The 21692-nt window shown below is 71.5% G+C and carries 14 protein-coding genes; 3 read left to right on the top strand and 11 right to left on the bottom strand.

The genetic code is table 11. The features are described from left to right. Window positions 1–138: 138 nt before the first annotated feature. On the top strand, window positions 139–3801 hold the full coding sequence (locus ACYVK7_RS21680) for an ATP-binding cassette domain-containing protein (RefSeq protein WP_460889795.1): 3663 nt from the start codon (window positions 139–141) through the stop codon (window positions 3799–3801). Window positions 3802–3820: 19 nt separating this feature from the next. Here ACYVK7_RS21680 and ACYVK7_RS21675 read toward each other — a convergent pair whose 3' ends face one another. The 4 genes from ACYVK7_RS21675 to ACYVK7_RS21660 form a co-directional block, all read right to left on the bottom strand. Beyond that, a complete protein-coding gene (locus ACYVK7_RS21675; RefSeq protein WP_460889794.1) occupies window positions 3821–5539 on the bottom strand; it encodes a dipeptide ABC transporter ATP-binding protein in 1719 nt (572 codons plus the stop codon). A 19-nt stretch (window positions 5540–5558) separates the two neighbouring features. Beyond that, window positions 5559–7253, bottom strand: a complete 1695-nt coding sequence (locus tag ACYVK7_RS21670) for an ABC transporter substrate-binding protein (RefSeq protein WP_460889793.1) — start codon at window positions 7251–7253, stop codon at window positions 5559–5561. 67 nt (window positions 7254–7320) lie between these two features. After that, window positions 7321–8328 (bottom strand): ABC transporter permease, encoded by a 1008-nt coding sequence (locus tag ACYVK7_RS21665; RefSeq protein WP_460889792.1) that lies wholly within the window; start codon window positions 8326–8328, stop codon window positions 7321–7323. Continuing rightward, window positions 8325–9302, bottom strand: a complete 978-nt coding sequence (locus tag ACYVK7_RS21660) for an ABC transporter permease (protein ID WP_460889791.1) — start codon at window positions 9300–9302, stop codon at window positions 8325–8327. The genes ACYVK7_RS21665 and ACYVK7_RS21660 overlap by 4 nt, the downstream gene beginning before the upstream one ends. Window positions 9303–9585: 283 nt before the next feature. Between ACYVK7_RS21660 and valS the strand changes: the two genes are divergently transcribed. Next, on the top strand, window positions 9586–12339 hold the full coding sequence (gene valS, locus ACYVK7_RS21655) for a valine--tRNA ligase (RefSeq protein WP_460889790.1): 2754 nt from the start codon (window positions 9586–9588) through the stop codon (window positions 12337–12339). Window positions 12340–12488: 149 nt separating this feature from the next. On the opposite strand, the gene ACYVK7_RS21650 is transcribed toward valS, so the two are convergent. The 3 genes from ACYVK7_RS21650 to ACYVK7_RS21640 form a co-directional block, all read right to left on the bottom strand. Further along, window positions 12489–12995, bottom strand: a complete 507-nt coding sequence (locus ACYVK7_RS21650; protein WP_460889789.1) for a DUF1877 family protein — start codon at window positions 12993–12995, stop codon at window positions 12489–12491. A gap of 187 nt (window positions 12996–13182) precedes the next feature. Next, entirely contained in the window at window positions 13183–14364 is a 1182-nt protein-coding gene (locus ACYVK7_RS21645) for a baeRF2 domain-containing protein (protein ID WP_460889788.1), read from the bottom strand. 202 nt (window positions 14365–14566) lie between these two features. Next, on the bottom strand, window positions 14567–14914 hold the full coding sequence (locus ACYVK7_RS21640; RefSeq protein WP_460889787.1) for a chorismate mutase: 348 nt from the start codon (window positions 14912–14914) through the stop codon (window positions 14567–14569). A 163-nt stretch (window positions 14915–15077) separates the two neighbouring features. Between ACYVK7_RS21640 and ACYVK7_RS21635 the strand changes: the two genes are divergently transcribed. Then, window positions 15078–16895 carry an AMP-dependent synthetase/ligase gene (locus ACYVK7_RS21635; RefSeq protein WP_460889786.1) on the top strand — a complete coding sequence of 606 codons (1818 nt, stop codon included), beginning with the start codon at window positions 15078–15080 and terminating at the stop codon, window positions 16893–16895. Between the two features lie 126 nt (window positions 16896–17021). On the opposite strand, the gene clpX is transcribed toward ACYVK7_RS21635, so the two are convergent. From clpX to tig, 4 genes are all read right to left on the bottom strand, one after another. Further along, window positions 17022–18311 carry an ATP-dependent Clp protease ATP-binding subunit ClpX gene (gene clpX, locus ACYVK7_RS21630; protein WP_460889785.1) on the bottom strand — a complete coding sequence of 430 codons (1290 nt, stop codon included), beginning with the start codon at window positions 18309–18311 and terminating at the stop codon, window positions 17022–17024. Between the two features lie 285 nt (window positions 18312–18596). Then, window positions 18597–19316: an ATP-dependent Clp protease proteolytic subunit gene (locus tag ACYVK7_RS21625; protein WP_460889784.1), complete on the bottom strand. Its 720-nt coding sequence runs from the start codon at window positions 19314–19316 to the stop codon at window positions 18597–18599. Window positions 19317–19359: 43 nt separating this feature from the next. After that, window positions 19360–19995, bottom strand: coding sequence for an ATP-dependent Clp protease proteolytic subunit (locus ACYVK7_RS21620; protein WP_460889783.1), 636 nt, complete (start codon window positions 19993–19995; stop codon window positions 19360–19362). 232 nt (window positions 19996–20227) lie between these two features. Further along, entirely contained in the window at window positions 20228–21637 is a 1410-nt protein-coding gene (tig, locus tag ACYVK7_RS21615) for a trigger factor (RefSeq protein WP_460889782.1), read from the bottom strand. Between the last annotated feature and the right edge of the window lie 55 nt (window positions 21638–21692).

Here is a 21692-nt window from a genome sequence, read left to right as displayed (position 1 = left end):
GAACAACGCTACGCGGACCCACCGACACCCGCCGGGAGAGGTCCGTCCACGCCGCCCGGCACGCGTCCCGTGCTGCCCGCGGCCCGGGCCGGCTCGCAGGTCAGCCCGTATGTCAGTGTCCGGTGGCAGAGTCGAGGCGTGCCCCACGTCCCGGCTCGTCCGAGCCTCAGAACCGACCTGCCCCGCGACTCGCGCCGCACCTCGTGGCGCCGCCGCGCCCTGCGGGTCGCCGCCGTCGCGGTCCCGGCGGCGCTGCTGGCCGCCGGGGCGTCGTCGTACGCGGCGGTGGTGACCGGACGGATGGCCGCCGACCCCGCCCGGGACACGCTGATCGTGCTCGCGGCGGTGAGCGCGGCCGTCGTCGTGCTGGACGCGGTGACCTGGCTGGTCGTCCAGCGCGCCGTGGCCCGCGCGGAGGCGACGCTCCGCGTCGACCTCGCCGCGGCCGCCCTCGGCCAGCCGCTGCCCGCGCTGGAGGAGCAGGCGGTCGGCGAGCTTCTGGACCGGGTCAACGGCGACCCGGAGCGCCTCACCCGCGCGATCAGCGGTATCGGCATCACGCTGGGGCAGGCAGCGATCAGCCTGGTGGTCGGGTGGGTGGCCGCCGGGCTGGTGTGGTGGCCGGCCTGGGTGGCGTTCCCCCTCGTGGCGACACTCGTGCTGGTCTTCGCCCGCCGCTCGGCACGGCCTCTGCGGGACCTGAGCCGGCGCAGCTCCGAGGCGGCCTCCGACCACATGGCCCAGCTCGAGGAGGCGGTAGCTGCTCGGGACGACCTGCGCACCGCCCACGGGCAGGGGTACGTGCTGCGGCGGTACGCCGAGCTGGCCGCCCGCCAGATCCGGCTCCGCGAGGAGTGGTCGGTCGCGTTCTCCCGGGTGCGGCTGCGTACGGAGCTGCCGCTGGACGCCCTGGTCGGCGCCGTCCTCGTCGGCGGGGTGTGGGCGGTCACGGGTGGGACGCTCGATGTCGCCCGGCTGGTCACGCTGTGGCTGCTCGTCACGGGGTTCGTCGGGCGGGTGGACGTCCTGGGCCGCCTGCTGCCCCGGGTCGAGGAGGCGATCGGCACGTTCCAGCGGGTGCGCGACCTGCTGGCCAGGCCGCAGGAGCCGGTCGGCGGCGCCCCGTTCCCCAGCGGCACCGGGGTGGACGTCGAGCTGCGTGACCTCAGGTTCGCCTACGGCGGCGGGTTCGCCCTCGGCCCGCTCTCCCTGACCGTCCCGGCGGGCACCACGTGTGCGCTGGTGGGCCGCACGGGATCGGGCAAGACCACACTGACCAAGATGCTGTCGCGCGCGGTCGAGCCACCCGCGGGCAGTGTGCTCGTGGGCGGTCAGGACGTCACGAGCCTGGACGTGCACGGGCTGCGCACGCGGGTGGGCGTCGTCGGGCAGCGTACCGAGATCCTGGCCGCGTCCCTGGCCGACAACATCACGCTCTGGGCGCCCGTGCCGGCGGACCGGGTCCGGCAGGCGGTGGACGCGCTCGGCCTGGGCACCTGGGTGGCGTCGCTACCGCAGGGGCTGGACACGCGCCTCGGGTCGGACGGCGTGACCCTGTCGGCCGGGGAGGAGCAGCTGGTCGCCTTCGCACGGCTCCTGGTGCGCGACGTCGACGTGGTCGTGCTCGACGAGGCGACCGCACGGATGGATCCGGCCACGGCGGAGCGGGTCACCCTGGCCACGCGCGCTCTCCTGGCGGGGCGGACGGCGGTGGTCGTCGCTCACCGGCTCCCGACCGCCCGGCACGCCGACACGGTCGCGGTGCTCGACGGCGGCCGCCTCGTCGAGCACGGGCCGTGGGACCGGCTCGCGGCGTCGGACGGGCACTTCTCGCGACTGGTCGCCGCCGCGGGGCTCGAGGAGGCGGAGGCCGACCGGCCGGCGGGAACCGGCTCCGGCGGCTCCGGCGGCTCCGGCCACACCGAGCCCGGCCACACCGAGCCCGGCAGCAGCGAGGCGGGCAGCAGCGAGGCGGGCGGCAGCGAGGCCGGTCGACCCACGCCGGATTCCTCCGCCGTGGCCGCCCGCACGGCCGGTGGCGACGCCGCCTCTGCGGCCGGCCGGGCCGACGGGGCGGCAGCACCCCTACGCCCGTCGATGGTGCGCGCCGTGTGGAGCACCCTGCGTGCCCGGCCCCTCGGCCTGGTGCTCCCGGCGGTCGTGTGGGAACTGGCCGACTACCTCACGTCGACCGGGCTCGTCGTCGGCTGGCTGTGGGCGTCCCTCGTCGTGGACCTCGAGGGCGGCTCCGCGCCCTGGTTGCTGGCGTGCGCCATCCTCGCGGCCGTGGTGGCCAACACCCTGCTGCCGCTCACGGTCCGGCTGTCGAGCGCACGCTGGTGGGCGGACTCTCGCCTGCGGCTACGGCTCGCCGTCCTGCGCGGGCAGACCGCGCAACGGCGCACCGTCCGCGACGCCCCCGGCGAGATCGCCGCGCGGGCGCAGGAGGAGTACCGGCTCACTGGCCACACCCAGGCCTGGCGCGAGCTCGTCACGGCGCCGGTCACGCTCACACTGCTGGTGGTGCTGAGCGACAGTCTGCTGGCCGGCGCGATCGGTCTGGCCATGGCGGCCGTGATGTGCGCGGCGCAGGTGCTCGGCAGCCGCTCCGTCGCCTCCGCCGCGCGGCAGGCGGGCGACGCCGCCGCGGAGCTGGGCCGCCTGCTCGGCTCGGCGCTCGACGCCGTGCGCACCGTCAAGCTCGCTGCCTCGACCAGCGGCGTCCTCGCACAGGTCGCCCGCGTGGACGGACGCCGCGTGCAGGCCTCGCTCCACGAGGAGCGGACCAACTTCCTCGTCGGGCTCGCACCCTCCGTGCTCAGCCGCGTGGCGACCGTCCTCGCGTGGGCGCTGCACCTGAACGGCACATGGTCCCTGGCCACGACGCTCCTGGTCAGCACATCGATCGGCACCTTCAGCTGGATCGGGTACGGGCTGGGTTACCTCGTCACCAGCGGCGCGTCCGCGCGGCGCTGGGTCGAGGTCACGTCGCGGTACGCCGGCACGGAACGCCTCGCCGACGTGCCCGGCGACGTCGACCTGTTCACGGGCGAGGCGCGACCGGCCCGCGTGGCGCGGCCGCCCGGCGAGGCGCAGCCCGCCACCGGCACGGAGGACGGTCTGCGCGAGCTGCGCCTGGACGGCCTCAGCGCCACCCACGACGACGGCACCGTCGGCGTGGCGGGCGTCGACCTCACGGTGCGGCGCGGCGAGCTGGTGCTGGTGGTCGGGCAGGTCGGGTCCGGCAAGTCGTCCCTGCTCGGCGCGCTGTCCGGTCTCGTCGACGCCCGCGGCCGCCTGACCTGGAACGGCACCGAGATCACCGACCCGGAGAAGTTCCTGCGCCCGCCGCGCGTCGCCCACGTCGCCCAGGTACCCCACGTCGTGTCGGGGACGCTCTCGGACAACGTGCGCCTCGACCACGACCGCCCCCTGGCGGGCCCGGTCGCGGCGGCGGGGCTGGATCGCGATGTCGCGGAGGCGGGCGGCACCGACACCCTGGTGGGGCACCGCGGCCTGCGTCTCTCGGGCGGTCAGGTCCAGCGGCTCGGTCTGGCGCGAGCGCTCGCCACGGGCTCCGACCTGCTCCTGGTGGACGACGTGTCCTCGGCCCTCGACGCCGTCACCGAGGCCGAGGTGTGGTCAGGGCTGCGGGCTGCCGGCACCACCGTTGTCGGCACCACCTCGCGCGCGGCCACCCTCGCGGCCGCCGACCGGGTGGTGGTGCTCGACGGCGGGCGCATGGTCGCCGTCGGGGCATGGCGCGACCTGGCGCCGGACTGGTCGCACCTGGCCGGCTGACCGACCGGCTCGCCGCTGGTCAGACGCGCGCCGCCCGGCGTTCCGCCTGCGCGTCCGGGTCGGCGAGGGGTGCGGCCGCCACGAGCCCCCGCGTGTAGGGAGCGACAGGGGCACCCAGCACCTGCGCCGTCGTGCCCGTCTCGACGATGCGTCCCGACCGCATCACGGCCACCCGGTCGGCGACCTGTTCCACGACCGCGAGGTCGTGCGACACGAACAGGCACGCGAACCCGAGCTCCGCCTGCAGGTCACGGAACGTCTCCAGCACGTGCGCCTGCACGGAGACGTCGAGCGCTGACGTCGGCTCGTCGGCCACGAGGACGGCCGGCTCGAGCGCGACGGCCCGGGCGATCGCCACCCGCTGCCGCTGCCCGCCGGACAGCTCGTGCGGGTAGCGCCGGCCGTACTCCGGTCCCAGCCGGACCAGCTCCAGCAGCTCACGCACGCGCGCGTCCCGCGCCGCACGGTCCAGACCCGAGTGCAGGCGCAGCGGCTCGTCGACCGACTGGCCGACGGTCCACCGCGGGTTCAGCGTCGAGGCCGGGTCCTGGAACACGACACCCGTGGCCCGGCGGCGTTCCGCGCGCTCGGCACGTGTCGCCCGCGCCAGGTCGACGCCGTCCACCAGCACCCGGCCCGACGTCGGTCGCAGCAGCCCCGCGACCACCTGGCCGAGGGTCGACTTGCCCGACCCGGACTCCCCCACCAGGCCGAGCACCTCGCCCCGCCCGATCCCGAGCGTGACACCGTCCGCCGCGACCACGGAACGACGACCGCCATAGGTGACGGTGACGTCGTCGAGAAGCACGGCGCCGGCTCCGGAACCACCTCCCGCCGCACCGCCACCCGCCGAGCCGGCCCGGGCCACAAGCCCGGACCCGCCCAGCCGCGGCACCGCGGCCAGCAGCGTCCTCGTGTACTCCTCGCGCGGCGCGGCGAAGAGCTCGCGTACCGGAGCTGCCTCCACCACCCGCCCTGAGCGCATGACGACCACGTCGTCCGCGAGGTCGGCGACCACGCCCATGTCGTGCGTGATCAGCAGGACGGCCGTCCCCCGTTCGTCCCGCAGCCGCCGCAGCAGGTCGAGGATCCCGGCCTGGACCGTCACGTCGAGCGCCGTCGTCGGCTCGTCCGCGATGATCGCGACCGGGTCCTGCGACAGGCCCATGGCGATGAGCGCGCGCTGGAGCTGCCCGCCGGACAGCTCGTGCGGGTAGGCGGCGGCGACCCGTTCCGGATCGCGCAGGCCGACCTCGGCCAGCAGCTCGATCACGCGCTCGTGCGCGGCCCGCCGGGACAGCCGTGCCCGGCCGTGCTGGTGCGCCCGCACGGCTTCGGCGACCTGGTCCCCGACGCTCAGCACGGGGTTCCAGGCGCTCATGGGCTCCTGCGAGACGAGCGCGAGCACCGTGCCCCGCACGTCCCGGAACGTCTCGGCCGTCGCGCCGACCAGCTCGTCGGCCGAGCCGCCGGACCCGGCGCCGCTGCGCCCGCCGCCGGACCCGACCCCGCCGCCCCCGGCGAGACGGATGGACCCGCTGACCTCCGCGGCGTCCGGCAGCAGGCCGAGCACGGCCATCGCGGACACCGTCTTGCCGGAGCCGGACTCCCCCACCAAGGCGGTGATCCGTCCGGGGCGCAGCGCCCAGGACACGTCGGCCACGGCGGCGGCAGGGGCACCGTCGAACACGACGGACAGCCCCTCCACCGCGAGGAGGGGCTGCACGTCGTTCGTCATGGTGCTCACCGTGCGGTGCTCACTGGGCCAGCGAGACCTGCATGTAGTTCGGGTAGGCCGGGAAGTCCGGGATCCGGAAGTTCTCGACCTTCGAACCGTGCAGGAACGAGTTCTTCGTGTAGATCAGCGGGACCACCGGGGCGTCCCCGAGGATGCGCTGGTCGGCCTCGACCCACAGCGCCGCGGCCGCGTCCAGGTCCGTCTGCTCGGTGGCGCGCTCGATCAGGTCGTCCGCCTCCGGGTCGGCGTACCGGGCCAGGTTGTACCCGCCGTCGCCCACCTGCGAGGAGTGGAACAGCGGCTGGATGTTGCCGTTCGCGCTCGGGAAGTCGGGCTGCCACGAGGACAGCGTGAGGTCGTACCCGGAGCCGTCACCCTGGGTGGTCGTCTCGGTCCAGACGTCCTCGGCCTGCGGCACGATCCTGACCTTCAGCCCCGCGCGCTCCAGCCCCTGCTGGATCGCCTGGGCCCGCGCGAGCGTCGGGGCGTCGTCCTCCACCACGAGCCGCAGCTCGCGGCCCGACCAGCCGGCGTCGTCCAGCAGTGCCTCGGCCCGCTCGACGTCGCCCTCGGGAGCCACGTCGTTGACGCCGTTCGAGTACTCCTCGCGCCCCGGGATGCCCGGCGTGACGAGCGTCGTGGCGAACTCGCCGGCGATCTCGCCGCCGGACGCGACACGATAGGCGTTCTTGTCGACGGCCAGACTGATCGCCCTGCGGACGTCGACGTCGTCCAGCCCCTCGGCCTCGGTGTTGATCGCCAGGTACGCCAGCGCCCCGGGGCCCGAGGTGACCAGGCGCTCCTTGGCCGGTCCCTGCTGCACCTGGGCGAGCTGCGCCGGCGGCACGAACGTGGCACCGAACGCCGAGGCGTCGTCACCCGAGTCGGCGATGAGTCGCTGCGCGACGACCGTCTCGTCCTGGCCCAGCTCGAACACGATGGAGTCGGGACCCGCCGTCCGGGCCTCGTCGGTGGCCTGGTCCCACTCCGGGTTGCGCTCCAGTGTCACCGACGTGCCCTCGACCGTCTCTGCCACCCGGTACGGGCCGGTGGCGACCGGCTCGGTCGCGTAGGTCTCGACGTCGCCCTCGCCCTCGGGCACCGCGCCGAACGCCGGCATGGACACGATCCACGGCCAGTCGCCGTAGGCGCTGTCCAGGTGGAACACGATCGTCTTGTCGTCGGGAGTCTCGATCGAGTCGAGTCCCTTGCCCTGGAACGGGCCGTCGTACTCGTCGGCGCCCTCCAGCAGGCCCTTGTGGTAGCTCAGCCCGCCCGACAGCTCCGGGGCGAACGACCGCTCGACCGAGTACTTGACGTCCGCCGACGTGATGGGCGTGCCGTCCTCGAACCGCAGCCCGTCCTTGAGCGTGTAGGTCCAGGTGGCCCCGTCGTCGGACGGCGTGCCGGTGTCCGTGGCGAGGTCGGGGACCACCTCGGTGCTGCCGTCGGCGTCGGTCCTCCATGACGTGAGCCGGCGCTCGACCAGGCCGAGCGTGGTGATCGCCAGGTTCTGGCTGCTGGCCGGGTCCCAGCTGACCGCGGGTGACGACGTCAGGATGTGGAGCGTGCCGCCGGTCTCGACTGACGTGGACTCCGTGGCCGGCTGGGAGTTCGCGTTGCAGGCCGTCAGCGCGAGCAGGGTGGCGACGGCGAGGCCGGCCACCGCGGTGCGGCGGGCGGGCCGCCGTCGGGTGCGTGGTGCGATGTTCATGGGGTCCTTCTCGATGACTGGTAAGGGATGGGGTTCGGGGTCGGGCGTCACCGACGACATCGGCGGGTCATGGGGTTCTCCCTCCGCGCCGCACCCGGGGGTCGAGGGCGCCGTGGACGACGTCGACCGCCAGGTTCGCGACCACGACGAAGGCCGCCGTGAAGACCGTGACGCCCACCAGCAGCGGGACGTCGGTTCCGCCCACCGCTTCCATGAGCAGGGCACCGAGCCCGGGCATCGAGAAGACGCGCTCGGTGATGACCGCGCCGCCGAGCAGCGCGCCGAGGTCCAGCGCGAACAGCGTGACCACGGGGATCGCGGCGTTGCGCAGGGCGTGCCGCGTCACCACCCGGCGCTCCGTGAGCCCCTTGGCACGGGCCGTACGGACGTAGGGCGCGCCGAGCTCCTCCAGCATCTGGGACCGGGTCAGCCGCGTGTAGACCGCCGCGGAGAGCAGGGCGAGCACGGCCCACGGCAGCACCAGGTGCCACGCCCAGTCGACCGGGCTGTCCGCGAACCGCACGTAGCCGGACACGGGAACCATGTCGAGCGTGAAGCCGAACAGGAGGATGCCGAGCAGGCCCACCAGGTAGCTCGGAGCCGAGACGCCGGTGACGGCTGCGGCCATCAAGCCGCGGTCCAGGGCCGTTCCCCGGCGGACCGCCGCCACCGCACCCGCACCGACACCGGCCACGAGCCAGAGCACGGCGGCGCCGACCGCGAGGGACGCCGTCACGCCGAGCCTGCCCACGATCAGCTCCGTGACCGGAGTGCTGCGCGCGAACGAGTAGCCGAGGCACGGGCGCGGGCAGTCGATCGTCGCGCCGGCGGAGCCGTAGCTGCGTCCGGTGAAGACACCGCGGACGAACTCCCACCACTGCTCGACCACCGACCGGTCCAGCCCCATGAACGCGCGGGCGGTCTCCAGGCGCTCGGGCGTGCAGGGCTTGCCGCACGCGAGCTGGGCCGGGTCGGCGGGCAGCAGCACGAACAGCGCGTAGGTGAGAAAGGAGACGGTGAGCAGCACGAACGCGAGCGTCGCGAACCGGGAGGCGAGAAACCTGGCGAACCTCATCGGGCACCCCCTCGCCGCCGACGCCGCCGGTGGCCGCCGCCCCGCGGGTCCAGCGCGTCCCGCAGCCCGTCGCCGAACGCGTTGAACGCGAGGGTCACGCCGAACAGCGCGAGGCCGGGGAACAGCAGGTACACCGGGTCCACCGAGAACCAGGTGACGGCGTCGCCGATCGACCGGCCCCACGACGGCGTGGGCGGGGGCACGCCCACGCCGAGGAACGACAGCGCCGCCTCAGCGCCGATCGCGCCGGGGATGGAGATGGTCGCGAAGACGACGACCGTCGATGCGAGGTTGGGCAGCACCTGACGGAACAGCACGTGCGCGTGCGAGGCGCCGAGCGCCCGGGAGGCGCGCACGAACCCGGACGCGCGCAGTGCCATCGTCTGCCCGCGCACGACCCGGGCGATCGAGGACCAGCCGAACAGCCCGATCACCAGCACCAGCAGCAGGAGGCGCGGGAACCAGGCGGGCGCGACCGCGCCGATCGCGATCATGAAGACCAGAGCGGGGAGCCCGACCAGGACGTCGATCAGGCGGGCCACCACCCAGTCCACCCAGCCGCCGAAGTAGCCGGCGACCAGGCCGAGCACCGTGCCGACGACCATCGAGACCGCGGTCGCGCCGATACCGACCAGGAGCGAGGTGCGTGAGCCCATGACGACGATCGCGAACAGGTCCCGGCCGGTCAGCGGCTCCACGCCGAACCAGTGTTCGCCGCTGACGCCGCCCGCCGGCCCCGCGGGTGCGCCGGTCGGGCCGAGCGCGTCGAGGTCGTAGGTGTACGGGTCCACGCCGAGCGCCCGGGTGATCAGCGGTGCGGCCAGCGCGACGACGGCATAGGCGACGACGACGGCGGCACCGGCCAGGGCGAACCGGTCCCTGGCCAGGCGGCGCCACAGGGGCGCACGGCCGACGGCGAGCGAGGTACCGGGCGGGGTCGGAGCGACCAGCTCGTCGGAGCGGTCGAGCGACATGGGACTCCTAGGAACGGCGGGACATGGCGGAAGGACGATGCGACGAGCACCGACAACACGACATGCGCACGGCTCAGCTCCTGGACTCCGACGGCGGGCCTCGATCGGGCCCGGCAGAACCATAGTCCATACCTCTGGGACTCATAGACCATTTCAGTCAATCTGTGGTCCACGTCTCGTCCGGCCTCGCCGCGCCCCGAGCGCGGGGCCGGCACGAGGACGCGTGCGGCCACCTGTGGAAAACATGCGCTTCGGCTTGCTCGAATCTGGGACACTGGTGCCCATGAGCACTCCTGCCTCCACCGGGCCGACGGACCCGGCCACGACCACACCAGCCCTCGACATCCCGGCCGCCTCGGTAGCCGGCGCCGACGTCGTACGCGCGGTGGTCAAGGAGGTACCGGACAAGGTCAGCACGGACGGCCTCGAGACCAAGTTCGACGAGCGCTGGACCGCCGAGAAGACCTTCGCGTTCGACCGCACCAAGACCCGCGACGAGATCTACTCGATCGACACGCCGCCGCCCACGGCCTCGGGCTCGCTGCACGTGGGCCACGTGTTCAGCTACACGCACACCGACATCGTGGCGCGCTTCAAGCGCATGCGCGGCCTCGAGGTCTTCTACCCCATGGGCTGGGACGACAACGGCCTGCCCACCGAACGCCGCGTCCAGAACTACTACGGCGTGCGCGTCGACCTGTCGCTGCCCTACGACCCGGACTTCACTCCCCCGTTCGAGGGCACCGGCAAGAGCGTCAAGGCCGCGGACCAGGTCCCGGTCAGCCGCCGTAACTTCGTCGAGCTGTGCGAGCGCCTGACGGCCGAGGACGAGAAGCAGTTCGAGGAGCTGTGGCGCCGCCTCGGCATCTCGGTGGACTGGGCACAGACGTACCAGACGATCGGTGACAGCTCGCGCGCCACGGCGCAGCGTGCGTTCGTGCGCAACCTGCAGCGCGGCGAGGCCTATCAGGCCGAGGCGCCGGGCCTGTGGGACGTCACGTTCCAGACCGCCGTCGCCCAGGCCGAGCTGGAGGCCCGGGACTACCCCGGCCACTTCCACAAGGTCGCCTTCCACCAGGCCGGCGGCGAGCCCGTCTTCATCGAGACCACCCGCCCGGAGCTGATCCCTGCCGTCGTCGCGCTCATCGCGCACCCGGACGACGAGCGCTACCAGCACCTGTTCGGCACCACCGTGACGTCGCCGCTGTTCGGTGTCGAGGTCCCGGTGCTCGCCCACCACCTGGCCGAGCCGGACAAGGGCGCGGGTATCGCGATGTGCTGCACCTTCGGTGACCTCACCGACGTGCAGTGGTGGCGCGAGCTGCAGCTGCCGACCCGCTCGATCATCAACCGCGACGGCCGCATCACGCGCGAGGTGCCGGAGTGGCTCGCCGCCGGCCCGGGCGCCGAGCTGTTCGAGGCCGAGGTCGCGGGCAAGACGACCTTCAGTGCCCGCAAGGCGATCGTCGACGCGCTGGTCGCGTCCGGCGACATGCCGACCGAGCCCGTGCCCACGCAGCGCAAGGCCAACTTCTTCGAGAAGGGCGACAAGCCCCTCGAGATCGTGACCTCGCGCCAGTGGTACATCCGCAACGGCGGCCGGGACGACTCGCTGCGTGAGGAGCTGCTGGGCCGCGGCAAGGAGCTCGACTTCCACCCGGACTTCATGCGGGTGCGGTACGAGAACTGGGTGGGCGGCCTCAACGGCGACTGGCTGGTGAGCCGTCAGCGCTTCTTCGGCGTCGCGATCCCGCTGTGGTACCCGGTCGACGCGGACGGCGAGGTCGACTACGACCACCCGATCGTGCCCGCGGAGGAGACCCTGCCGGTCGACCCGACCTCACAGGCGCCCGCCGGCTACACGGAGGACCAGCGCGGCCAGGCCGGCGGGTTCGTCGGCGACGCCGACGTCATGGACACCTGGGCCACGTCCTCCCTGACCCCGCAGATCGTCGGCGGCTGGGAGCGGGACCAGGACCTCTTCGAGCGCGTGTACCCGATGGACCTGCGCCCCCAAGGCCAGGACATCATCCGCACCTGGCTGTTCTCCACCGTGGTGCGCTCGCACCTGGAGAACAAGGTGCTGCCGTGGAAGAACGCGACGATCAGCGGCTGGATCCTGGACCCGGACCGCAAGAAGATGTCCAAGTCCAAGGGCAACGTGGTCACGCCCATGGACCTGCTCGTCGAGCACGGTTCGGACGCGGTGCGGTACTGGGCGGCGTCGGCTCGTCTGGGCACGGACGCGGCGTTCGAGGTGGGGCAGATGAAGATCGGTCGCCGCCTGGCGATCAAGGTCCTCAACGCCTCCAAGTTCGCGCTGTCGTTCGGCGGTGGCGCGGGCAGCGAGATCGCGCTCGACCCGGCGGCCGTGACGGTCTCGCTGGACCAGTCCATGCTGGCGGGCCTGGCGGACGTCGTCGAGCAGGCCACCGCGGCGCTCGAGGCCTACGACCACACGCGCGCGCTCGAGCTGACCGAGACGTTCTTCTGGGCGTTCTGCGACGACTACCTCGAGCTCGTCAAGGACCGCGCCTACGGCGCGGGCGCCGACTCGGCGGACCTCTCCCCCGAGACGACGTCGGCTCGCACCAGCCTGGCGATCGCGCTCGACACCATGCTGCGGCTCCTGGCGCCGTACGTCCCGTTCGCCACGGAAGAGGTCTGGTCGTGGTGGCGCGAGGGCTCGGTGCACCGCGCGGCCTGGCCCGTCGCGGAGCCGCTGCGTGCGGCGGCCGGTGCGGCCGACCCGGCCGACCTCGGGGCGGCCGGGCACGCACTCGCCGCGCTGCGCAAGGTGAAGTCCGAGGCCAAGGCGTCGATGCGCACGCCCATCGTGGCCGCGTCGCTCGCCGTGCCTGCCGCGTCGCTCGCGGCCGTCGAGGCCGCCGTCGAGGACGTCAAGGCTGCCGGCCGCGTCACCGGCGTGCTCGACCTGGTGCAGACCGCCGAGGGTCAGGGTGACCAGGCGGTCCAGGGCGGCATGGTCGTGACGTCGAGCGAGCTGGGCGAGGCCCCGCCCCGCAACAAGCCCTGACCCACCCCCGCCCCTGCCGAGGTAGTCGTCTGGCGAGGTAGTCACTCAGCACACGCTGGGTGACTACCTCGCCAGATGACTACCTCGCCAAACGACTACCTCGCCAGACGACTACCTCGGCAGGTGACTACCTCGGCGGGGTTGGTGGGTCAGTTGAGCATCAGGACCACTGCGTCGCCCGCCTCGGCGGCCGCGCCGTAGAACGCGGCCAGCTCGCCGTAGGCCTGGCCGAGCCGCTCGGCGTCCGTCTCGACGGCGTGCTCGTCCGGGTCGGGGCACACGTCCTCGTCGCACACGTGCGCGGCGCTGGCGAGCGGCGCCAGCGTGTCGAACGACGTGCCCACCAGGAACGCCGCTGCCCGCTCGACGTCCTCCGGCCCCAGGTAGCGCACCGGCGTGATGCCGGCGGCAGGGCCGAGCTCGGCACCGCCCTGCACCGGGTCGACCGGCATCTCACCGTGCACCCGAAGCACGGTGTGCAGCGGGCCCCAGACGGTTCCGATGCTGAAGTACCTGGCCTCCTTTGCCGGAAGATCCATCTGCACCCATTCACCGGCGAGCTCGTCGATGTGCTCCAGCGCCCAGGTGGGATCTGTCCGTGCCTTGTCGAAGTCGTCGGCGGCAAGCCGCGCGTACTCACAATGAATCATCCCCATGGCCCGTGACCGTACCGATAATGCGTTTCCGTGTGTATGGGCAAAACGGACACATTCCGATGCAACATTTTCCCATACACGGTAAATCGGAAATTCCATACGGACGGTTGCCCGTTCTGAGGGCTTTAGTCCACCAGAACTGACCGAGAGTTCACAGCGAATTCACGCGCGAAATCACCCACGGGTCTCAGGGGCGCCGCCGGTCGTCCCCGGACATGCTCGCCAGGGCTTCCGTCGGGGTGCCGTCGTCCCGCCAGCGCAGCGTCGCGGCGACGCCGTCCATGAGCTCGACCGAACCCTCCGGCGCGAACGTCAGACCAGCGTCCTGACCCACCGCGGCGCGCACGAGCGCCACCGACGCGGGCAGCTCCTCCAGCCGCTCGGTGACACCGAGGTCCTCGAGATCGGAGCGGGATCCCGCGATGTGCATGGGGTCCGGTCCGATCCAGAGCTTGCGGCCGTTCATGGGCGAGTTGCCCGTCCCGTACTCCTCGGCCAGGACCAGCTCCTTGACCTGCCCGCGGGCGAGCACGGCCACGACGTCGTCCACCGAGGTCACGGCGTTCGACTCACGCCCGAGCTCCTGGCGCAGCTCCGCCAGCACGCGCTCCCTGCGCCGCTCGCGGTACGAGTCCAGCGCCTCACCGACCCGTTCGGCGAACGCGCCCTCGTGCACGCCTCCGCCGCTGCGCCCGCCGCCGGGCACCTCGACCACCTTCTCCGCCGTGGGCGGGGTCAGCGCCGCGCGAGCGAGCGACACCGCTCGCTTGTCCCCGGTCAGCAGCACCAGCTCGGGCCTCGTCTCGGCCACCCGCCGGTCGATCTCGGCGGCGACCGCGGCCGCGTTGCGCTCCCACGAGTCCTCCGCCCGCGACTCGATACGTGCGCGCTTGACCTCGTTGGAACCGGACTTCTCGATCTCGTCGTGCGGTGCCTGGTAGGTGCTGTGCTCCTTGCCGGCCTGTCCCGCCCGGTGAAAGTCCGCGCCCTGCCGGTCCACGGCCACCTTGAGCAGCTCCACCGACTCGTCGGCGGCCAGCGCCGCCTGCAACAGTGCGGGCACCTGCGCCCACGAGCCCGTCGAGGTGGTCGGCGGGTTGTTCACCACGCGGTCCACCAGCACGCCCGTGTCGTCGGCGATGACGACCCGGCCGTGCGGCCCAGGGACCCTCGTGGGCCGCAGCACCACCTCCTCGAGGGCGGCCAGCACGCCGGCCGGCGCTCCTTGCTGCGCAAGGTCCTTGCGCGCCGCGTTCCAGCGGCCTTCGACGTCGCGTTCGGCGGCCTGCTCGGACGGCGTCGCGTCCAGGTGCAGGGTCGCAAAAGGACCCTGGTGGCCGAGGAGGGGTTTGAGCCAGTCGATCTTCATTCGAACCTCCGCGTCTCCCGCCGAGGTCGACGCGATGCCCTACCGCACGACGTCGCCCCGGCGTTCCCTCCAGGAAACGACGGATCGCGTGCGGGCGCCACCCCCACGCCGGAATTACCTGTGACCTCCACACCAAATACGCGCGACCTGAAGTCGACCGTCGCCCCAAGCAAGGCAAAGTCGCGTCAAGCGGTGGTCACCTTCAAGCGTAGGTGTCCACCTCAGGCAGGTTGTCGCCCTTGTGGAGAGCGGCGATCAGCTCGTGGTGGCGGATCACCTCGCTCACGATGAACTGGCGGAACTGCACCGCGAACTCGGGGTCGAGGCCCGACTCCTCCGCGATCGCCGTGAGCCGGGCGATCTGCTGCTGGTCGCGCGTGGGGTCCGCCGGAGGCATGCCGCCCACGGCCTTGAGCTCCCCGACCCGTCGGGTCATCTTGAACCGCTCGGCGAGCAGGTGCACGAGTGCCGCGTCGATGTTGTCGATGCTCCCGCGGAGCTGGATGATCTCGGACGGCACCGGAGCGCTGGTCGGTTCGTTGTCAGACACGGTAAAAGGCTAACCGCCCGAGGGCACCGGCGACGAAGGGCTCCACCGCCGACTGTTCCGGCCCGCAGCGTAGATCGGCTACAGTCTGCCGAGCAGGCACGCAACTTGGTGAAGACCCGGAACTATGGCTTCACCTCTTCAAGACTTCAACGGAGAGCAGAAGATGACACTCGCCACGTCGCCGGCCTTGGTGGAGGTGCCTGAGGGCACCAGCATCAACACGATCCTTGCGGACCGCGTGGCCCGCTCCGGGGACGAGGCACTCATCGAGCGGCGTGACACCCCTGACGGGCCGTGGACGGCGGTGACGGCCAGCCAGTTCGAGGACGAGGTCCTCGCGGTGGCCCGCGGCCTCGTGGCCCGCGGCATCGAGGCCGGCGACCGCGTGGCGATCATGTCGCGCACCCGGTACGAGTGGACGCTCCTCGACTTCGCCATCTGGGCGGCCGGTGCCGTCGCCGTGCCCGTCTACGAGACCTCGTCGGCCGAGCAGGTCCAGTGGATCCTGTCCGACGCCGACGTCCGCCTCGTCGTCGTCGAGTCCCGGGCCCACGCCGACACCGTCACCAGCGTGCGTCCCAGCCTGCCCCGGCTCGAGAACATCCTGCTGATCGACGAAGCGGCCATCCTCGACCTGCGCAAGGCGGGCACCAACCTCTCCGCGGGCATCGTCACCGAGCGCCGTGAAGCCGTCCGGCGCGACGACCTGGCGACCATCATCTACACGTCGGGCTCCACCGGCAGGCCCAAGGGCGTCGAGCTCACGCACGGCAACTTCGCGCACCTGACGATGAACGCCGCCGTCGGCATCCCGGAGCTGCTGCAGGCCGAGAACGCCCGCACGCTCCTGTTCCTGCCGCTCGCGCACGTGTTCGCGCGCTTCGTCGAGGTCGCGACCATCGCCGGCCACGCGGTGCTGGGCCACGCGCCCGACATCAAGAACCTCGTGGGCGACCTCGGCACGTTCCGGCCGACCTACCTCCTGGCCGTGCCGCGCGTGTTCGAGAAGGTCTACAACAGCGCGGAGCAGAAGGCGTCGTCGGGCCTCAAGGCCAAGATCTTCGGCTGGTCGGCCCGGGTCGCCGAGGAGTACTCGCGGGCCATGGACGTGCCTGACGGCCCCGGCAGGTCGCTCCGGGTGCGGCATGCGATCGCCGACAAGCTCGTCTTCAGCAAGCTCAAGGCCACCATGGGCGGCCAGCTCACGTGGGCGGTCTCGGGCGGGGCACCGCTCGGCGAGCGTCTCGGCCACTTCTTCCGTGGCGCGTGCGTCACCATCCTGGAGGGGTACGGCCTCACGGAGACCACGGCGCCGACGTCGGTCAACCTCCCGGGCCGGACCGTGATCGGCTCGGTGGGCCCGGCGTTCTTCGGCACGGACATCCGCATCGCCGACGACGGTGAGGTGCTGCTGCGCGGACCGCACATCTTCCGCGGCTACCGCAACCAGCCCGAGCTGACCCGGGAGGCCTTCACCGGCGGCTGGTTCCGCACCGGCGACCTCGGGCAGCTCGACGAGGACGGCCACCTGCACATCACGGGGCGCAAGAAGGAGATCATCGTGACCGCGGGCGGCAAGAACGTGGCCCCGGCGGTGCTCGAGGACCGCATGCGCGCCCACCCCATCGTGAGCCAGGTCGTGGCGGTCGGCGACCAGCGTCCGTTCATCGGCGCCATCGTCACGCTCGACGCCGAGATGCTGCCGGGCTGGTGCGCCGCGAACGGCCTGCCCCGGCTGTCGGTGGACGAGGCACGCGTGCACGAGCGGGTCCTCGCCGAGCTCGACAAGGCGGTGGCCCACGCGAACGAGGCGGTCTCGAAGGCCGAGTCGATCCGGAAGATCGTGGTGCTCGACATCGACTTCACCGAGGCGAACGGCTACCTCACGCCGTCGATCAAGGTGAAGCGCTCGAAGGTGATCGAGGACTTCGCCGACGTCGTCGACGCGATGTACGCCCGGGTCCCGGCCCACACCGCCTGAGGCCGAGCTACCCGGGGGCCGCAGGGCCCGAGATGGTCGGTAAAAGGTCAGGTGGTCGGCTCCCCGGGGAGCCGACCACCTGACCTTTTACCGACCACACACAGCCGGCCACGCCGGACCAGCTGGCTACGCGCTCTTCTCCCGCGGCTGGCGGCCGCGGACCGCGCTCTTGCGCGGCACGACCGTCGGGTTCACGTTGTCGAGCACCACGTCGCGCGTGATGACCACCCGCTCGACGTCGTCGCGGCTCGGCACGTCGAACATGACCTGCTGGAGCACCTCCTCGAGGATGGCTCGCAGCCCGCGGGCTCCCGTACCGCGCAGCAGTGCCTGCTCCGCGATGGCGCCGACGGCGGGCTCGTCGAACTCGAGCTCCACGCCGTCGATCTCGAACATGCGCTTGTACTGCTTGACGAGCGCGTTCTTGGGCTCCGTGAGGATCCGGACCAGCGCGTCGCGGTCCAGCGGCGAGACGGACGCGATGACGGGCAGCCGGCCGATGAACTCCGGGATCAGCCCGTACTTCTGGAGGTCCTCCGGCCGCACCTCGGCGAACAGGTCCTCGTCGCCGGCGATGGACTCCATGGGGGCACTGAACCCGATGCCCCGCTTGCGGGACCTGGCGGCCACGATGTCGTCCAGGCCCGCGAACGCGCCGGCCACGATGAACAGGACGTTCGTGGTGTCGATCTGGATGAACTCCTGGTGCGGGTGCTTGCGCCCGCCCTGCGGCGGCACCGAGGCCGTGGTGCCCTCGATGATCTTCAGGAGCGCCTGCTGCACGCCCTCGCCGGACACGTCGCGCGTGATCGACGGGTTCTCGGCCTTGCGGGCCACCTTGTCGACCTCGTCGATGTAGATGATGCCCGTCTCGGCCTTCTTGACGTCGTAGTCGGCGGCCTGGATGAGCTTGAGCAGGATGTTCTCGACGTCCTCACCCACGTAACCGGCCTCGGTGAGGGCGGTCGCGTCGGCGATGGCGAAGGGCACGTTGAGCATCTTCGCGAGCGTCTGCGCCAGATAGGTCTTGCCCGTACCCGTCGGGCCGATGAGCAGGATGTTGGACTTGGCGATCTCCACCGGGTCCTGGTCGTCCGTGCCGATGGACCGGCCGGCCTCGCCCGCCTGGATGCGCTTGTAGTGGTTGTAGACAGCGACGGCCAGGGCGCGCTTGGCGGGGTCCTGGCCGATGATGTACTGCTCGAGGAAGTCGAAGATCTCGCGTGGCTTGGGCAGCTCCGTCAGGCCCAGCTCCGCGGCCTCACCGAGCTCTTCCTCGATGATCTCGTTGCACAGCTCGATGCACTCGTCGCAGATGTACACGCCCGGCCCGGCGATCAGCTTCTTTACCTGCTTCTGCGACTTGCCGCAGAAGTTGCACTTCAGCAGTTCCGCGCCGTCACCGATTCGCACCACTACCTGTCTCCTCGCCTTGTGCACCCTCACGGAGTCCCGCACAGGCCGGTTGACCCAGCAGATCCGCAACGTCGAGCGGTCTTAAGATCCATTCCACACCACAGGTGGCCTGTTGTCAGCCGGGCGGCCCGGCGGGTCGCACGACCGACTTTCACCAGTTCATGACAATTTTGTCATGTTCTACGTAGCGTGTCCCACCATGCCCGACGCCGGGGCTCGTCGTCCACCGGTATTGGTGGCGGCCCCGGCGTCGGGATGATGTTGTGACCGAACGGGCCGGTGAGGTCAGTTGGTCACGACCGCGACGGGCTTGCGCGACTCGAGCACCTCGTCGATCAGGCCGTAGTCCTTGGCCTGCGCGGCGGTGAGGATCTTGTCGCGCTCGATGTCGTCGCGCACCTGCTCCTGCGACTTGCCGGAGTGCGTCGCGAGCGTCAGCTCGAGCCACTCGCGCATGCGGATGAGCTCGTTCGCGTGGATCTCGATGTCCGAGGCCTGCGCGTAGCCGCCACCCTCCATCGCGGGCTGGTGGATCAGCACGCGGGAGTTCGGCAGCGCGAGACGCTTGCCCGGCTGGCCGGCGGCGAGCAGCACCGCGGCGGCCGACGCCGCCTGACCCAGGCACACGGTCTGGATCTGCGGCTTGATGAACTGCATGGTGTCGTACAGCGCCGTCATGGCCGTGAACGAGCCGCCGGGCGAGTTGATGTACATCATCACGTCACGGTCGGGGTCCTGGGTCTCCAGGACCAGCAGCTGCGCCATGACGTCGTCGGCGGACGCGTCGTCGACCTGGACACCCAGGAAGATGATGCGGTCCTCGAACAGCTTGGTGTACGGGTCCTGGCGCTTGAAGCCGTACGGGGTGCGCTCCTCGAACTGGGGAAGCACGTAGCGGGCCGACGGCGTGGCGCCGGCGGTGGCGAAAGGCAGCCCCGCGCCCGAACGGGCGCGTGCGCCGGCAAGGCGCTCTGCGGCTGCGACGAACTGGGCTTCAGGACTCACGATGGTCTCCTCGTCGATCAGGTCTTGATGAGTTTCCGGGCGGTCAGCTGGCCATGCCGCCGCCGCCGGCCAGCGCCGCGGTATCGACGACATGGTCGACGAAGCCGTACTCCAGCGCCTCAGAGGCCGTGAACCAGTTGTCGCGGTCGTTGTCCTTGATGATCTTCTCGATCGGCTGCCCGGTCTGCTCGGACGTCAGCTCGGCGAGCACCTTCTTCATGTGCATGATGAGCTGCGCGCCGATCCGCACGTCGGTGGCGGTACCGCCGACGCCGCCCGACGGCTGGTGCATCAGCACGCGGGCGTGCGGCGTGATGTACCGCTTGCCCTTGGTGCCCGAGGACAGCAGGAACTGCCCCATGGAGGCGGCCATCCCCATCGCGACGGTCGCCACGTCCGGCTTGATGAACTGCATGGTGTCGTAGATCGCCATGCCGGCCGTGATGGAGCCGCCGGGCGAGTTGATGTACAGCCAGATGTCCTTGTCGGGGTCCTCGGCCGCGAGAAGCATCATCTGCGCGCTGATCGCGTTCGCGTTCTCGTCGCGCACCTCCGACCCCAGCCAGATGATGCGTTCCTTCAGCAGCCGGTTGTAGATGGAGTCGTTGAGCCCGAAGCCAGCACCCTCCGTCCGCGCTACCGGCCCAGCATCCATCCGCAGCAGATCGTTCACGTCCATCTCCTCGGTTCTGACTCTCGTCTGTGGACCACGTCCTACGACGTAGTGTCGCTCGACCCTAACGTGCCCCTGCCCGCCGGAACTCCTGATTCGGAGCCGTTTTCGCCTACAGCGCATCGGCGCTGCCCAGAGCGAAGTCGGGAGGAACGCGGACGGCGGTCCGCCCCCTCTGCGCGAGGGCGCGGACCGCCGTCCGGCGTCATGCTTCAGCCCTCTCGGGCCCTGGAGTACGTCAGGCCTTCGCGGGCTCCGGCGACTCCGGTGCGGAGCCCTCGGCGTCCTCGGCGGACTCGGTGGTCGCCTCGGTGTCGGCGGCCTCCTGGGCCTGCGCCATGGCCTCGTTGAGGGCGGCCTGGGCGTCGTCGGCCTCGTCCGAACCGATGAACTCGCTCAGGTCGACGACGTTGCCGTCGGAGTCCTTGACCTCGATCTGGCGCAGCGCGACCGCCAGCGCCTTCGAGCGCGCGACCTCGCCGACCATCGCGGGGATCTGGCCACCCTGCTCGAGGGTCTGGATGAACTCGCTCGGCTCCATGCCGTACTGCTGCGAGGCGCTCACCAGGTACTCGACCAGCTCGCCCTGGCTCACCTGCACCTTGAGCTTCTCGGCGAGGGTGTCGAGCAGGATCTGGTTCTTGATCGCCTTGGTGGCGTCCTCGGTGACCTCCGCGCGGTGCTCGTCGTCCTCCAGGCGGCTCTCGGACTCGAGGTGACGGTGCACCTCGGCCTGGACCACGCCGGTCGGCACGGGGACCTCGACGGTCTCCAGGAGCTTCTCCATGAGGGCGTCACGCGCCGTGACGGCCTGGTTGGAGGTCTTGATGCCGGCGACCTGGGTCCGCAGGTCGTCCTTCAGCTCCTCCAGCGTGTCGAACTCGGAGGCGAGCTGGGCGAAGTCGTCGTCCACCTCGGGGAGGTCACGCTGCTTGACCGAGGTGGCGGTGACGGTCACGTCCGCCTCCTTGCCCTCGTGGTCGCCGCCGGCCAGCGGCGCCTTGAACGTGGTGGTCTCGCCGGCGGACAGGCCGGTGAGGGCCTCGTCCAGGCCCTCGAGCATGTTGCCGGAGCCGATCTGGTACGAGACGCCCGACACGGAGTCGACCTCCTCGTCGCCGATGAGCGCCTTGAGGTCGATGACGATGTAGTCGCCCTCGACGGCCGGGCGGTCCACGCCCACCAGGGTGCCGAAGCGCTCCCGCAGGGCGTCCATGCGCTCCGTGATGTCATCGGAGGTGACCTCGGTCGACTCAACGGTCAGCTCGACGTCGGTCAGCTCGGGCAGCTCGATCTCCGGCCGCACCTCGACCTCGGCCGTGAACTTCAGCTGGCCCTCGCCGGCCTTGGCCGGGACGTCGGTGACGTCGATCTCGGGCTGGGCGAGCGGACGCAGCTCGGTCTCGCCGAGCGCGTCACGGTAGAAACCGGAGAGGCCGTCGTTCACGGCGTGCTCGATCACGGCGCCCCAGCCGACCCGCTGGTCGATGATGCGCGGGGGCACCTTGCCCTTGCGGAAGCCGGGAATGTTCACCTGCTCCGCGATGTGCTCGTAGGCGTGATCGATGCTCGGCTTGAGCTCGTCGTAGTCCACCTCGACGGTCAGCTTGACCTTGGTGGGCTCCAAGGTCTCGACGGCGCTCTTCACTTCGATGGTCTCCAGAATGTCGGGGGTGCGCGCACGCCGGCGTACTGCGTCCCGG

This window comes from Promicromonospora xylanilytica, assembly GCF_054782895.1.
The sequence above is the reverse complement of the archived record's forward strand: the minus strand, read 5'-3'. Positions and strand labels throughout refer to the sequence as shown.